Origin of the sequence: Oceanobacillus sp. AG, assembly GCF_009746545.1 — a bacterium.
In the GTDB taxonomy this organism is placed as follows: domain Bacteria; phylum Bacillota; class Bacilli; order Bacillales; family Amphibacillaceae; genus Oceanobacillus; species Oceanobacillus indicireducens.
Genome location: NZ_WOWT01000013.1, coordinates 33191 through 47861 on the forward strand (window position 1 = coordinate 33191; position 14671 = coordinate 47861).

Annotated in this window: 16 protein-coding genes; 2 read left to right on the forward strand and 14 right to left on the reverse strand. The window is 40.5% G+C overall.

The window, feature by feature from the left end; translation table 11 throughout:
- Window positions 1-19: 19 nt before the first annotated feature.
- Genes GN217_RS08585 through GN217_RS08595 form a run of 3 tightly spaced genes read right to left on the reverse strand, consistent with a single transcriptional unit; the run spans window position 20 to window position 2956 of the window.
- Complete coding sequence (locus GN217_RS08585) at window positions 20-358, reverse strand: LapA family protein (RefSeq protein WP_156856272.1); 339 nt, start codon at window positions 356-358, stop codon at window positions 20-22.
- Window positions 359-378: 20 nt separating this feature from the next.
- Entirely contained in the window at window positions 379-2631 is a 2253-nt protein-coding gene (secDF, locus tag GN217_RS08590; RefSeq protein ID WP_156856273.1) for a protein translocase subunit SecDF, read from the reverse strand.
- Window positions 2632-2671: 40 nt separating this feature from the next.
- Complete coding sequence (locus GN217_RS08595; protein ID WP_156856274.1) at window positions 2672-2956, reverse strand: post-transcriptional regulator; 285 nt, start codon at window positions 2954-2956, stop codon at window positions 2672-2674.
- A gap of 113 nt (window positions 2957-3069) precedes the next feature.
- Here GN217_RS08595 and spoVB point away from each other — a divergent pair, with 113 nt between their 5' ends.
- The gene (gene spoVB, locus GN217_RS08600; RefSeq protein WP_156856275.1) at window positions 3070-4623 is read left to right on the forward strand and encodes a stage V sporulation protein B; all 1554 of its coding nucleotides are present in this window, start codon (window positions 3070-3072) and stop codon (window positions 4621-4623) included.
- Window positions 4624-4716: 93 nt separating this feature from the next.
- Window positions 4717-5094: a TIGR04086 family membrane protein gene (locus tag GN217_RS08605; protein WP_156856276.1), complete on the forward strand. Its 378-nt coding sequence runs from the start codon at window positions 4717-4719 to the stop codon at window positions 5092-5094.
- A 293-nt stretch (window positions 5095-5387) separates the two neighbouring features.
- Here GN217_RS08605 and yajC read toward each other — a convergent pair whose 3' ends face one another.
- The 11 genes from yajC to pheA form a co-directional block, all read right to left on the reverse strand.
- A complete protein-coding gene (gene yajC / locus GN217_RS08610) occupies window positions 5388-5636 on the reverse strand; it encodes a preprotein translocase subunit YajC (RefSeq protein ID WP_156856339.1) in 249 nt (82 codons plus the stop codon).
- Window positions 5637-5690: 54 nt separating this feature from the next.
- The gene (gene tgt, locus GN217_RS08615; protein ID WP_156856277.1) at window positions 5691-6830 is read right to left on the reverse strand and encodes a tRNA guanosine(34) transglycosylase Tgt; all 1140 of its coding nucleotides are present in this window, start codon (window positions 6828-6830) and stop codon (window positions 5691-5693) included.
- Window positions 6831-6846: 16 nt separating this feature from the next.
- Complete coding sequence (queA, locus tag GN217_RS08620; RefSeq protein WP_156856340.1) at window positions 6847-7875, reverse strand: tRNA preQ1(34) S-adenosylmethionine ribosyltransferase-isomerase QueA; 1029 nt, start codon at window positions 7873-7875, stop codon at window positions 6847-6849.
- A 45-nt stretch (window positions 7876-7920) separates the two neighbouring features.
- Entirely contained in the window at window positions 7921-8118 is a 198-nt protein-coding gene (locus GN217_RS08625) for a DUF2905 domain-containing protein (protein ID WP_188856584.1), read from the reverse strand.
- Window positions 8115-9119, reverse strand: a complete 1005-nt coding sequence (ruvB, locus tag GN217_RS08630) for a Holliday junction branch migration DNA helicase RuvB (protein WP_156856278.1) — start codon at window positions 9117-9119, stop codon at window positions 8115-8117. The genes GN217_RS08625 and ruvB overlap by 4 nt, the downstream gene beginning before the upstream one ends.
- A gap of 18 nt (window positions 9120-9137) precedes the next feature.
- Window positions 9138-9740, reverse strand: coding sequence for a Holliday junction branch migration protein RuvA (gene ruvA, locus GN217_RS08635; RefSeq protein ID WP_156856279.1), 603 nt, complete (start codon window positions 9738-9740; stop codon window positions 9138-9140).
- A gap of 351 nt (window positions 9741-10091) precedes the next feature.
- Complete coding sequence (locus GN217_RS08640) at window positions 10092-10826, reverse strand: YebC/PmpR family DNA-binding transcriptional regulator (RefSeq protein ID WP_156856280.1); 735 nt, start codon at window positions 10824-10826, stop codon at window positions 10092-10094.
- A 299-nt stretch (window positions 10827-11125) separates the two neighbouring features.
- Complete coding sequence (locus GN217_RS08645; protein ID WP_156856281.1) at window positions 11126-11644, reverse strand: YhcN/YlaJ family sporulation lipoprotein; 519 nt, start codon at window positions 11642-11644, stop codon at window positions 11126-11128.
- A gap of 58 nt (window positions 11645-11702) precedes the next feature.
- The gene (gene nadE / locus GN217_RS08650) at window positions 11703-12443 is read right to left on the reverse strand and encodes an NAD(+) synthase (RefSeq protein ID WP_156856282.1); all 741 of its coding nucleotides are present in this window, start codon (window positions 12441-12443) and stop codon (window positions 11703-11705) included.
- 296 nt (window positions 12444-12739) lie between these two features.
- Window positions 12740-13681 carry a SafA/ExsA family spore coat assembly protein gene (gene safA / locus GN217_RS08655; protein WP_156856283.1) on the reverse strand — a complete coding sequence of 314 codons (942 nt, stop codon included), beginning with the start codon at window positions 13679-13681 and terminating at the stop codon, window positions 12740-12742.
- Window positions 13682-13817: 136 nt separating this feature from the next.
- Window positions 13818-14669 (reverse strand): prephenate dehydratase, encoded by an 852-nt coding sequence (pheA, locus tag GN217_RS08660; protein WP_156856284.1) that lies wholly within the window; start codon window positions 14667-14669, stop codon window positions 13818-13820.
- Window positions 14670-14671: the final 2 nt, after the last annotated feature.

A 14671-nucleotide genomic window follows, 5' to 3' on the forward strand; every position in this document is an offset into this window, starting at 1 on the left:
GACCGGCAGGGGTAGCAATTTAATTATTCTTTTTAGGAACGGTTTTAACGTTTTTCTCCTTTGTTTCTTCTTTAATTACAGGTGGTGTGATGCCCGCTTTCTCCAAACGTTCCCGGTAAAGCTTATGTTCCTTCTCAAGCTTCATCATTTGCTTCCGCATTTGAAAGATTTTAAACATGCCTGCACCAGCTGTAATGAGTCCTCCCATTAAAACGGAAAACAAAATAACGAGAATGAGAGGAGATGTCGCACTCCAAAAGAAATAGTTCACTTGGACAGGCTCAATATTGATAACGGCAAATATTGATATTAAAATCGTTAGTACAATTGCCAGAATAACGTAACCCTGACCTTTCATTTCCATCTCCTCCTAAGAGCTTATACTTGGGGTCCTTCCACTCGTTTTTTCTTTCTGAAATCGAGTGGTTTTTCTTTGAGATTTTTCCCTCGCCAGACGAGCCATACTTGAGCTGCAAGGAAGAGGGAAGAATACGTACCTGCAACTAACCCAATTACTAATGCAAGAGTAAACGTAAAGATGGACGACGTTCCGAGTACAAGAAATGCAAGAATCGCAATTAATGTTGATATTGTCGTATTCATTGTACGAGTAAACGACTGAATAATACTCTTATTAATAATCCTAGCAAGTACTTTATTAGACGTTACCCGTTTTTCAAATTGAATATTCTCCCGAACTCGGTCAAAGATTACAATCGTATTATTAATAGAGTAACCGATAATCGTCAGGATTGCCGAAACAATCGTTATATCAAACTCAATTTGCGTAATACTGAAAGCGAACAACATGATCAATACATCATGTAGAAGTGCAAGGACTGCTGTAACCCCGAATATCAATTCGAACCGGAATGCAACATAAATAATGATGAATACCGCTGCAATTGCAACCGCATAGACCGCATTCTTCACGAGTTCTTCTCCAACGATCGGGGAGACAATACTTATCCCTGGATCAAAGCCATATTTTTCATTAAAGGTTTGTTGGATTTCGGTAATTTCTGTATCGGAAAGTACCGTATCAAAGCGAGCAACAGCAAGTTCATTATTTTCTCCAGAAGGTACGAGACTGCTCGCTTCCACTCCAAGGTCTGAAAATGTCTGTTCTACCTCTTCGATATCAATCGGTTCATCTGCGATTACCTCTATTCGTGATCCACTTGTAAAATCAATGCCAGGATTAATCTTGAAGATTGCTAGCGCTGCAAACCCAGCCACTAAAAGAATCCCCGTAAATACAAAAAACTTTTTCCTGTGTTTTACAATATCAACTTCTCGGTTAAATAGTTTTGGTTCCCTCTCTGGTTCCGCAATATCTTTAATTTCTTTATTCTTAACGCCAAACCATGTCTTTCTATTTTTCAAGAATCCACTTTTCACCCAGAAGCTTAGGAATAGTCTCGTTCCAAATACTGCCGTGATGAAACTGACGAGAATACTGATAATTAACATCGTTGCAAATCCCTTGACGGAGCTTGTACCAAAAATGAATAGGACAACCGCTGCAATCATAGTCGTAATGTTCGCATCTAATATCGTACGGAAGGAGTTCTTGCTTCCTGCTTGGAAGGCAGCTTTCACCGATTTACCGGACCGGAGTTCTTCCTTATAGCGTTCAAACGTAATGACGTTCGCATCCACTGCCATACCTACACCAAGAATCAGTGCGGCAATACCTGAAAGTGTTAATACACCGTTCATCGCCATAAAGACAACAAGGACAAGATACGTATAAATAATCAAATTGATGGAAGCAATGAATCCAGTAAAGCGATAAACGGCAATTAGAAATAGAACGACAAGGCCTATTCCAATGATACCTGCAAAGACTGTATCATTCAGTGCCTGTTCTCCAAACTGGGCTCCAACAGAAGTAGAGAATATTTCGTTCATATGGACCGGTAAGGAACCAGAGTTGATAATATCAGCCAATGCTTTCGCTGACTCCACCGTGAAATCACCGGTTATCATGACATCTGTCGTATGTAATGTCTGATCAACACTTGGTGCGGACACGAATTTCGGCTCTTCTTTCAGTATTTCCTCTTTAAAGGAATCCCCTTCCTGGAAGTCCATCCAAATAACCAATAAATTATCAGGTGGTCCCATTTCTTTAATCTGTGTAGTGACTTCACCGAATTTATTCGCATCATTCAATTTGAGGGAAACAATCGGTTTGTTCGTGGTTTGGTCGAAGTCTTGTTTCGCACTTCCCGGCTTGACGTCGGAACCATCCAACAGCTCGACATCATTTACGTCACGGAAAGAGAGTTGCGCGGATGTTGCAAGCATATCCCTCGCTTCTTGCTGATTCTCTACACCGGCAAGCTGTACACGTATGCGGTTCTCTCCTTCAATGTTAATGACCGACTCACTAATTCCTAGACGGTTCACCCGGTCGTTCAGTGTTTGAACAGTACCCTCCATTAGGCCACGGGTAATCTCCTGTTCTTCGTCAATCGGTTCGACTTCGTACAAGACTTCGAAGCCACCTTGTAAATCCAATCCTAAACTTATGTTTTTTGTAACTCCAGTTGTCGTTGTTCCAATCAGTGTGCCAAAAATAAGCACGATTAGAAAAAAGGCAACGAGTCTGCCTCTCTTTTTCATGTTCCTTGTTCCTCCCTTAATCTCTCGGGTTAAAATTCCTTTATGTATCTAATAAAGCAGCAATGGAACCGGCAAGATCATCATCTTGAAACGAACTAACGGTAAGGTAGCTTAAGTAAATGGATGAGTTTAATTGCATAATATCAGCTACCGTCTCATAAATCCGCTTATCCGGATACCCTTTCCATACTTTATCTACAAGGCATTTCCAGACATCTTCGCTAGTCGCCTGTTCATAACCCATGAGATGCAGTTCTTCAGCTTTACTGTGTAAAAAAGGTGTAACGGTTATTTTCCATTTTTTAACGCTTTGAATTGTTTCCATAATCCACCCCTCCTAAATGGAGTATTTATAGAATCTTGTCATGCTTGGCCAACACATTTGCATATATATTATTGTATATGAATTTGTATTTTTTGAGAAGGCAGGACGATAAAATGACAAGGCAAACATTTTTACAAGGTGCTTTAATCCTTATGCTAGCTGGAATGATTACGCGTTTCCTCGGTTTCATCAACCGAATTGTAGTTGCGCGTTTAATTGGTGAAGAAGGTGTAGGCCTGTATATGCTCGCCCTTCCGACCTTGTTTTTAGTCATTACATTGACCCAAATTGGGCTGCCTGTTGCTATTGCTAAGCGTGTTGCCGAAGCCGATGCAGTAGGTAATCATGAGAAAATCAGAAGCATTCTTGTCGTCTCTCTGCTCATTACTTCAATCACAAGTATTATTTTAACAATCGCTATGATACTCGGTTCGCCCTATATCGCCTCGACGCTGCTAACAGATGAGCGCACGATTTATCCATTGCTCGCAATTAGTCCGATTGTTCCAATTGTCGCCATCTCATCCGTTCTTCGGGGATACTTCCAGGGCAAGCATAATATGAAGCCGCAAAGCTATGCACAAGTGTTCGAACAGATCGTCCGGATAGTGTTTGTTTATATTTTCATTAAGCTACTTCTTCCCTATGGTGTTGAGTTCGCTGCAGCAGGAGCAATGTTCAGTGTAATCCTGGGCGAGTTTGCCTCTCTTATGTACATGCTATATCAGTTTAAATTGCGAAAATCGGGTAAAAATCGAAGACCAATCCGTTCATATTTCAGGAATACACGGGAAACGATGCGTGAATTATTCTCAATAGCCTTGCCGAGCACTGGCAGCAGACTGATTGGATCTATCTCTAATTTCCTTGAGCCGATTCTCGTTTCTCAAGCTCTTGCTATTGCAGGAGTGACTGCAACACTAGTTACGAAGCAGTACGGTGAACTGACAGGCTACGTCATCCCATTACTATTCTTACCAACCTTTATTACACATTCTCTTGCAATCGCGCTGATTCCATCCATTTCCGAAGCAGGAGCAAAAAACAATCAAAAACTTATACATTATCGGATTCATCAAGCAATCCGGATTTCATTTGCCTCAGGAGCGATTGCGACTATTGTATTGTTACTCTTCTCTGAACAAATTTTATTATTCATGTACGGAAGTTCGAGTGCCAATCAGCTGCTCATCCTAATGGCCCCCTTTTATATTCTACTTTACATTCAAGCACCATTACAATCGGCACTTCAAGCACTTGATTATGCAAAGGAATCGATGTGGAATACATTGATTGGCACCTTCATGAAATTATTAATAATTTTTGTATTGGCACAGCAACCAGCATTCGGGATGAATGGTGTAGCCATTGCTCTTTCAACCTCCGTCATACTCGTTACTTTATTACACTTAACGGTGTTGAATAAAAAAATCAAATATCATATTCCCCTCAAAGATATGCTGAAAATGATCGCTCTTTTCCTCTTGCCTTTTTTCGTCGGTTGGATGTTAAGAGAAATTTATATCTTAAGTTCAGGGGGAATAATGATGCTTGGGTTGGTCTTCCTTCTATTGATTGCAATTTATCTCAGTGTATTGTTTCTACTCCAGTTTATTACAAAGGAAGAACTGCGAGCAATCCCTATTTTTGATAAATGGTTACGCTAAACGGGAAAATTGGAGATTCTGTGAAAATTCACTTCTATTAGGGCGCATGGTTGAATAAAGTAATAAAAAGGACGACCATAGGGGGAGATTACGTTGCAACGGCAATTGATCGCTTTATTATATGGCTGGATCTTCATTCTTTTGTTCATTGTAGTTTCTAGTTTTGTGTTGGCATTAGTTTTACAGTTTACGACAATTAGTCAATGGATGCTTTCTTGGGTAGCATTTTCAGTCGGGTTGGTCGGGTTGTTTATTGGTGGGATGATCACTGGAATTAAGGGGAAGTCAAAGGGATGGGTCGTTGGCGGGTTAACTGGACTCGGTTTTACGTTATTTATTTTCCTTGTTCAATATCTCGGCTATCAAAATGGCTTTTCCATACAGCAGATGCTTCACCACACAGGCTTCATACTAGCCGCAATCTTCGGTGGCATGATCGGCGTTAACCTCTTTCAAAAAGATGCAGAATGAGCTAAACAGGTCCTTTCTTCTCTACTTGAAGTCCGTAGTCCTGATACCTCGATACTGCTCCAGAAGATACTCTAACATGTAGGTCCTATTATATTATTTTGTATTATATCTTAACGAAAAAACACACGGAGACTCCTCATGGAAAGCGGAGTGCAGGAAGCTATATTCATGGTTTAAAAAGTTATCGAGATTACGTACATTAATAGACAATCACCTACTTGAAATTACAAAAATGGCCCTTTAATAGGACCATTTTTTGTTTGCAATTCTATGTAGTTGAATCACATTTGAGCTTACTCAGCAACCTTCTCGCGGATTGCGGATCGGTCGTACGTAAGTTTCGTACCGTCTCCTGCTTGAATAACTACTGTACCTTCATCAAGCGCATGGATAATTCCATGGAAACCGCCGATTGTAATAACCTTATCACCTTTTTGCAGATCATTTTGCATTTCTCTTACTTGTTTCTGCCTCTTTTGCTGTGGACGGATTAGCAAGAAGTAAAAAATTACAAACATTAAAATTATCGGTAACAATGCCATTAAATCCAACGTTCATCCTCCTTCCTTCTATCTCAATATGAGAACATTTTCAAGTTAAAAGTTTTTTGCGTCTGGTTTGTTAAACCCGTATTGTTCAAAAAACTCCTCTTTAAAATCACCAAGACGATCTTCGCGTATAGCAGCTCGTACTTGCTCCATTAATTTTAACAGAAAATGAAGATTATGATAAGTGGTAAGTCTAAATCCAAATGTTTCATTACTTTTAACAAGGTGACGAATATATGCACGAGAATAATTTCTACATGCATAGCAATCACAATTTTCATCAATTGGACGGAAATCGCGTGCGAATTTCGCATTTCTCACAACAAGTCTCCCTGTTGACGTCATACATGTCCCATTTCTCGCGATCCGGGTTGGCAAAACACAGTCAAACATATCAATTCCACGTATTGCACCATCGATAAGGGAGTCTGGTGAACCAACCCCCATTAAATATCTCGGTTTGTCTGTCGGTAATAATGGTGTTGTGAAATCAAGTACCCGGTTCATCACATCCTTCGGTTCCCCGACAGAAAGACCACCAATTGCGTATCCTGGGAAATCAAGCGAGATTAAATCATTGGCACTCTGCTTCCGTAGATCTTCATACTCCCCACCTTGGACAATTCCGAATAATCCTTGCTCATCCGGCCTGCCATGTGCCTCGAGGCATCTCTCTGCCCAACGCGCCGTCCGTTCTACGGAAGACTTCATGTACTCACGAGTAGCGGGATATGGCGGGCACTCATCAAAGGCCATCATAATATCGGCCCCTAGATCATTTTGAATCTGCATCGCTTTTTCAGGAGAAAGGAAAAGCTTGTCCCCGTTTAAATGGTTACGAAAATGGACACCCTCCTCCACAATTTCCCGCATATCGCTCAAACTGAACACTTGGAAACCTCCGGAATCGGTGAGGATTGCTCCGTCCCAATTCATGAACTTATGGAGCCCGCCTGCTTCACGGATAATATCTTCTCCTGGTCGTAGCCAAAGATGATACGTATTGGAGAGAATGATATTTGCGTTCATCTCTTGTAACTCTTCCGGACTCATTGTCTTCACAGTTGCAAGTGTTCCGACCGGCATGAATGTCGGTGTATCGAAGGAACCGTGAGGAGTATGAACTCTGCCCAACCTTGCACCTGTTTGCTTATCTGTTTTAATTAATTCATATGTTATAGGTACCATATTATTCTTCCTTTGTCTATATAATTAGCATTGCATCACCAAAACTGAAGAAACGATATTCTTTCTCAACCGCTTCTCTGTAAGCATCCAACACTTTATCTCTTCCGGCAAAAGCACTGATCAGCATGATAAGAGTTGATTTCGGTAAATGAAAGTTTGTAATCAGTCCATCGATCGCTCGGAAAGTGTAAGGCGGATAAATGAAAATATCCGTCCAACCGCTTGTTGCAATAAACTCCCCATTATTATCTCTTGCAATCGTTTCTAATGTACGTGTCGAGGTTGTACCAACGGAAATGATCCGTCCGTTTGATTGTTTAACTTCATTTAATGTAGCTGCCGTCTCCTCGGACATATGATAAAATTCCGCATGCATTTCATGTTCCTTAATATTATCAACACTGACTGGTCGGAAGGTGCCCAGTCCAACATGTAACGTAATGAAGGCAAGCTTTATTCCCAACTGCTTAAGTTCTTCCAACAATTCAGTTGTGAAATGTAACCCCGCCGTAGGGGCAGCAGCAGATCCTTCTTCTTTCGCATAAACAGTCTGGTAACGATCTTTTTCCGGTAACTGTTCCTTAATATATGGAGGTAAAGGCATTTCCCCTAACTTATCAAGCACTTCATAGAATATGCCCTTATAATGAAATTCAAAAGTTCTTCCACCATGATCTTTAATCCCTGTACAAACTGCACGTAACTCATTATTTCCAAATATCAATTCTGTACCGATTTTCACTTTTTTCGCAGGCTTCGTTAATACTTCCCACGTATCCTCACTGTCTTGATGAAGCAGCAATACTTCAATCTTTGCACCTGTATCTTTTTTTATACCGAACAATCTTGCTGGCAGAACTTTTGTATCATTTAATACAAGGCAGTCACCTGGCTTTAAATAATCCTTGATATCTTTAAAATTTCGATGTTCTGGATTATCCTTACCTCGATCTAAGACAAGCAACTTCGATTGGGTTCTATCTTTTAGCGGCGTTTGCGCAATAAGGCGCTCTGGTAAATGAAAATCAAAGTCTTCTATATTCATAGGTATCTCCTTCATTCTGTTTCGGTTTCAAATTATTCGAATTCGTTATCTGAACTTGCCGATAACATAAAAAATCAGCGTCAGAATAATACTGATTAAAATAGAAGTGACGATCGGAAAATAAACTGTCACATTTCCAGTCTTGAACTGAATATCACCAGGGAGTCTACCAATAAAACGCCAGATGAGTCCAAGTATGATTAAAACGATCCCCGCTATAATCAATAATTTACTTATATTCATCTCTTTTCCGGCCCTTCCATTCCAAAATGTACATAAGCTTGAGCAGTAGCCATTCTTCCACGAGGTGTCCGCTGGATAAAACCTTGCTGCATCAAATACGGTTCATATACATCCTCAATCGTTTGCGCCTCTTCTCCGATCGTAGCAGCTAGCGTATCCAGCCCCACTGGACCTCCATTAAACCGCTCGATGATCGTTGTTAGTAATTTATGATCAATATGATCAAGACCCGCGTCATCAACTTGCAGCATGGCAAGCGCCTGCTTCGTGATGTCTAAACTAATTGTTTTTTCCCCTTTTACTTGGGAAATATCGCGAATCCTTCTGAATAAACGATTGGCGATCCTTGGTGTTCCCCTGGCTCGCAAGGCGATTTCTGCTGCTGCTTCTTTCTTAATCGATGTTTCGAATATCTCAGCAGTCCGTTCAATAATCGATGTTAAATCTTTCTGTTCATAATATTCAAGCCGGCTCAAAACACCGAATCTGTCACGGAGCGGAGCAGTCAGCAATCCAGATCGTGTGGTGGCGCCAACTAAAGTAAATGGTGGTAGATCAATCCGAACGGAACGGGCACTTGGACCAGTGCCAATAACGATATCGAGGAAATAATCCTCCATTGCCGGATAGAGGACTTCTTCCACTACCCTTGGTAATCGGTGCACCTCATCTATAAATAAGACGTCACCTGTCTCAAGAGAGGAAAGAATTGCAGCCAAATCACCAGCACGTTCAATCGCTGGTCCTGAAGTAGTCCGGAAATCGACTCCCATTTCATTGGCGATAATAGCAGCAAGCGTTGTTTTCCCAAGACCAGGTGGTCCTGATAGTAAAACATGATCTAGCGGCTCATTCCGCATTTTAGCTGCTTGAATAAAGATTTGTAAGTTCTCCTTCACTTTATCTTGTCCAATATATTGCTTAAGGGTTTCTGGCCGTAAACTTTGTTCGAGTCCAAGATCTTCTTCCTGCACGTCCCCAGCTACCATTCTTTCTTCCATCAAACTCTTCCTCCTCTCTTAGCTTTGTAATAATAATGCTAACCCTTTGCGGACAATTTCATCCGAATTCGTTAAGTTTTCTTTTCTCAATGCAGGCATGATGCTTGTCAGTTCTTTTTCTGTATAGCCTAAAGCTCTCAGTGCTTCTTTCGCCTCTATTAAGGCAGCTTCATCTGTTCTATGTATATTTTCGGCTTCCGTTGGTGTAATACTGAACGAGGCAGTGAGCTTCCCTTTCAAGTCTAAAATAATTTGTCTGGCAGTTTTTTTACCTACCCCGGGGAACTGCGTCAGGAACTTCTCATCCTCATTTTCTACCGCAGCAACAAAGGAAGGGATATCAACCGCACTCATAATTCCAAGCGCACCTTTAGGTCCAATGCCTGAAACAGAAATCAGCTTAGTGAATAAATATTTCTCATCTTCATTCTTAAACCCATATAAAAGCTGCGCATCTTCCCGGACATGATGATATGTCTGGATCATTACTTCTTCTTCGAGTTGATGCTGGTAATAAAATGGATTCGGACAAAGCAGTTCATAACCAATTCCACCTGTTGTTTCAACAATGATAGCTTCATCTTGTATCGCCATCAACTTGCCTTTTATATAAGCAATCATCTAATGACCTTCTCCTTTTGTTTCCTCATAGATTTATACTAACATAAAATAAGACTTCATTCAGTTAGGGGTTCCCGCTGAAGGTTAGTCCGGTTAATCAAAGTGTCCACGTACGTCAGCCCGCTTAAATTAACTCGTCCACCAATTGACAACGGCAGATTTACGGACGGTTACACCATGATAAAGTGAAACTTCATTCAGTGGGGATTTACGGACTGTATATTCCCCACCTTCACATCTTGGGCTTCACTCCTGTTTAGGTGTGGGGGTATTACAGACCGTTAATGCCTGATAAAAGGATAGAAATGATGAAACTTCTATCCCAGTTTGGAATAGAAGTTTTAGAGATAATCATTCATTTGTTTCATCAATGTTATGGTAAACCTCTTGAACATCTTCATTATCTTCCAATGCATCGATCAGTTGCTGCAATTTCTCTGCATCTTCTCCCGATACTGTGGAATAATTTTGTGGAATTAACGTTAACTCGCTATCTGTTATGTCAAAGTCTTTTTCCATAAAATAAGCAACTACCTCAGAGAAATTTTCCGGGCTCGTAACAATTTCATATACGCCTTCGTGTGTAAGGATATCGTCAGCTCCAGCTTCTAGTGCTTCAAGTGTGATTTCATCTTCATCAATCTCACCTTGTTCATTATTGATGATAATAATACCTTTCCTGTCAAACATGAATGCGACACTTCCGCTTTCTCCAAGGTTTCCGCCGTTTTTACTAAAAGCGTGTCTTATTTCTCCCGCTGTTCTGTTTTTATTGTCGGTAAGCGCATGGACGATTATTGCTGTTCCAGCAGGACCGTAACCTTCATAAGTAATTTCCTCAAAGTTTCTCCCATCTAAAGTTCCTGTTGCTTTTTTAATGTTTCTTTCTATGTTATCATTCGGCATATTATCCGCTTTAGCTTTTTCGATTGCTAAACGGAGTGCCGGGTTCATTGCTTCGTCTCCGCCACCTTGTTTCGCTGCGGTATAAATATCTTTTGCATGGCGCATGAAGATTTTGCCCCGTTTTGCGTCTTGTGCACCTTTTCTTCTTTGTATATTCTTCCACTTGGAATGGCCAGCCATTGGACATTCTCCTCTCTAGCAATATCTTTAATAACTATACCAAAAAATGGCCCTAGTGAAAAGTATAGCCTCCACCGAGCAATTTCACAGGCGCCTTTAGTGTATGGGGACTGTTCCGCGAGAAACTGATTGCTAGGATTACTGAATATTATAATATTATCTAATAAAAATAACATGAATATGCATTAGAGGTACCCAGGGAACAGTCCCGATACCTAGGGATTTCTGAGGAAAGCGGGAGGTAGGGGACTGTGAACCTTCACTGGAAACGTTTTACACCACTTTAAAATTATTTCAACTTATTCTCTTTCAAAAAAATTGTTGAAGTTGTCCATGAAATCGAGCTCTGCTCCTTCGTTTTTGAATTGATTCCATTCGATATGGTCTGTCCATATAATAATCTGCTTTTCATCCGTTCCCATAACATCCCTCACCTGTTTTTCAATTTCAGGAATGACATTTTCTTCATGGGAAGTATCTGCAATATTTTCCCTAAGCCGAACCGCAACATAAATCTGATCATCCCTTTCGTGGACTTCAGCCATGACAATATCGCGGTTTTCCATTAATTTTTGTGAAATCTGTTCACTTCTATCCGTAATCGTTGGATCAGTGTAGGAATTGAAATCATTCGTTGAGAGCTCTTCTTTTTGTAACATTCTACCGTAATCATTGACATTACCCTCATCATGCCCGCTGCTCCTATAACTCGGTGCCCTTGGACTTCCATATCCCTCTTGTTCCGAATTATTTCCAGGTGACATTACACAGCCTGCGATAAACAAAAGCGAGAGAAAAAATATTGATTTTTTCAACATAATAAAACAACCTCCTTATCTATAGTTTGTATAAGAAAGGTTGTTTTACACATCTATTTTATTTTCTGTGAAACATTGGCAGACTTTCCCTTTTATGCTGCGTGCGTTCATGCATACTTTCAATCAACACTTGATCAGCCTCGGAGATTTGTTTCCCCTTCAAGTACGCATCGATTACAGCATATGAAATACCCATTTCCATTTCGTCTGTCTGCTCTTCCCATAAATCAGCGCTCGGAATTTTTTCAATCACAGCTTGCGGTACGTTTAAGGCTTGAGCCATTTCACGCACTTCGCCCTTTGTAAAATCAACGAGTGGGAGAATATCGACTCCTCCATCACCATACTTTGTAAAGTAGCCGGTATACCATTCTGACGCATTATCCGTCCCGACAACCAAATGATTACGATGCGCCGCGATTGTGTATAATGTGCTCATTCGTAAACGAGCACGTAAATTAGCATCGGCTAATTGATCCTGCGCTTGGGCAAAACTTTTATTTTCAATCATCTTTTCCGAAATGGCTTGATACATCATTTTATGTGTTTCTGTTAAGTCGATTGTCATTTCCTCTATCCCGCAAGCTGTCGTGACGTCACGTGCATCTTGAATATTCTTTTCACTTGTCTGGATAGGCAGGATAACCCCTAAAGAATTATCAGGATAGGCAAGTTTAATCAAATTAGCTACAACGGCAGAATCCAGTCCGCCACTTACACCAACAAGCAAACCGTCTGCTTTTGCGGCTTCTGTTCGTTCTCTTAACCATTTTACAATCGATTCAATATGTTGTTCCAAATTGGTACACTCCTTTATCACGTATTAACGGTCTGTAATATCCCCTCATCTAAACATAAGGGAAACCCAATATGTCAATGCTGGAATATAGTCCGTAAATTCCTAATTCTGTTCAACTAACATGCAGTGGGAGCGGAAGGATAACCCCATTGAATGAATTTCACTTTATGAACGCTGTCTTGTACGATTTTAGCATGAAAACCATTATTTTAAAATTAAACAAGTATCCATTTCTTCTATTTCTCTTTTACCCCAAAAAAAAGAGACGTAACGTCTCGTCTCTGAATGATTTATGATTATTCTTCTTTCTCATCATTTGAGGCATCTGCTTCATTCCCATCCGGTGTCGGGTATAACTCTAATTCTTCATTCCTTAACCCTGAAGCTGGTTCTGGAAACATCTGCATGTTATTTGTGTTTACTCCTTGATACATATCTTCTGATGGGAATTGCTGTTGATGCATCATACCAGGAAATACTTGAGGTTGGTGCTGCATCTGCATTTGCATCGGCATTTGCGTATGCATTTGCATAGGCATAAACATCGGGTCATGCCCGCCATGATGGAACGATTGATGTCCATATCCCCCACCATGATGGAACGACTGATGTCCAAGTCCCCCGCCACAGCCACAACCACAACTACTTGGTACATGCGGCATTGGCATATATCCTGAACAAGGATAAGTAAACATTGGCATCATTTGTGGTTGCACGAAACATGGTTGTTCCATCGGCGGCATTATTGGCTGGTGCATAGGCGGCTGCATTGGTGGGTGCGCGGGCTGTGTTTTTGGCATTACTTTTTTTTCTTGTTTTTCTTGTTTCGGTTTTACATGTTCTTTAGCTTTTGGTTTTTCTTTCTTTTTACTAGTTTTCGGAAGTTCTGGATGAATTTGTGCTGGATGCTCTTTGTGCTTTTTCTCAAGAGTTGGTAACATTTTCTCCGGTTCAAATGGAAATGTCGGCATTTTTGGTAGCTCTGTCATTGGTTTTTCTTTCTTAACTTCTTTTTTCGGAGCAGGAACATGTTTCTTTTCAGCTTTTGGTAACGTTTTTGTTTTATCTCCATGAGTCACCTTTTTGGAATGGGTCGGTATCCTTATTTTCATCCCGGGCATGATCATATCAGGGGTTGCTAAATGTGAATTCAGTTCTTTTAACTCTTCAAAATCCACATGATACTTCTTCGCAATCTCCCATAACGTGTCTCCTTTTTGGACAATGTGTATTTTCAAAAAGATCCTTCCTTTCTAGTTAACAATCTAGGCTAATTACTCTATATCAACATATGCAACGTAATCTCAAAAGTTAACCCGGAAGGAACACAAAAAAGAAGCTAAGAGAAAATTTATCTTCCTAGCCTCTGCGTTATTATAGATTCATGTGATATACCGGATAGGTACCTAATACATTCACCTCACAGCCAAGCGCTTCGAGTTCTCCTTTCACCCCAGGGAACAGTGCATCATCATAAGCTTGGTTGACGTCAATGATAAAGAAGTAATTTCCTAATCCTGTTTTTGTCGGACGGGATTCAATTTTTGACAAATTCATCTTCCTCCAAGCAAAAGCGGAGAGAATCTGATGTAGGGCACCTGGTTGATCACTAGGTAACGTAATCTTCAACGTCGTTTTCTCCAATTGAACCGGATGCTTCACATTTACTATTGCTTTATTTTTTGCCAATACGATAAATCGCGTATGATTATTGGCATAATCGTGAATATTTTCCGCGAAAATCTGTAAACCATATTCTTCAGCTGCCAAACTGTTTCCAATCGCAGCAATTGGTTCTGTACTTTCAGCGACAATTTCTGCCGCTCGACCGGTAGAGGTCGTATACGAAAACTTTGCTGTAGTTAAGTTTTTATGAAGATAACGATGGCACTGAGCGATCGCATGACTATGGGAATGAATTTCCGTAATTTGCGATACGTTTCCACCAAAATCCGGTCTTACGAGTAAATGTTGTTGAATTGGTACAACAACTTCTGCCACAACCGGTAAAGTGACTTCATGAATTAAATAATCTACAGTCAACTGCACAGTTCCCTCAATCGCATTCTCTATCGGTACTACCGCTATGTCAATCTCATCATTTGCTACTGCATCAATACATTCAGGGATCGTTGAATAACTGACTTTGTCCTCATTATTGAATGTTGTATCCACCGCTAATTTCGTAAATGTTCCCTTTGGTCCTAAATATCCAATCGTCGTCAAAA

Excerpts from the sequence above, each read along its gene's own strand:
- GN217_RS08585 (WP_156856272.1), bottom strand. The coding sequence starts at position 358 with ATGAAAGGTCAGGGTTACGTTATTCTGGCAATTGTACTAACGATTTTA.
- GN217_RS08645 (WP_156856281.1), bottom strand. The coding sequence starts at position 11,644 with ATGTTGAAAAAATCAATATTTTTTCTCTCGCTTTTGTTTATCGCAGGC.
- yajC (WP_156856339.1), bottom strand. The coding sequence starts at position 5,636 with ATGGCATTGTTACCGATAATTTTAATGTTTGTAATTTTTTACTTCTTG.
- secDF (WP_156856273.1), bottom strand. The coding sequence starts at position 2,631 with ATGAAAAAGAGAGGCAGACTCGTTGCCTTTTTTCTAATCGTGCTTATT.
- ruvB (WP_156856278.1), bottom strand. The coding sequence starts at position 9,119 with ATGGAAGAAAGAATGGTAGCTGGGGACGTGCAGGAAGAAGATCTTGGA.
- ruvA (WP_156856279.1), bottom strand. The coding sequence starts at position 9,740 with ATGATTGCTTATATAAAAGGCAAGTTGATGGCGATACAAGATGAAGCT.
- GN217_RS08640 (WP_156856280.1), bottom strand. The coding sequence starts at position 10,826 with ATGGCTGGCCATTCCAAGTGGAAGAATATACAAAGAAGAAAAGGTGCA.
- GN217_RS08625 (WP_188856584.1), bottom strand. The coding sequence starts at position 8,118 with ATGAATATAAGTAAATTATTGATTATAGCGGGGATCGTTTTAATCATA.
- queA (WP_156856340.1), bottom strand. The coding sequence starts at position 7,875 with ATGAATATAGAAGACTTTGATTTTCATTTACCAGAGCGCCTTATTGCG.
- spoVB (WP_156856275.1), top strand. The coding sequence starts at position 3,070 with ATGACAAGGCAAACATTTTTACAAGGTGCTTTAATCCTTATGCTAGCT.
- GN217_RS08595 (WP_156856274.1), bottom strand. The coding sequence starts at position 2,956 with ATGGAAACAATTCAAAGCGTTAAAAAATGGAAAATAACCGTTACACCT.
- tgt (WP_156856277.1), bottom strand. The coding sequence starts at position 6,830 with ATGGTACCTATAACATATGAATTAATTAAAACAGATAAGCAAACAGGT.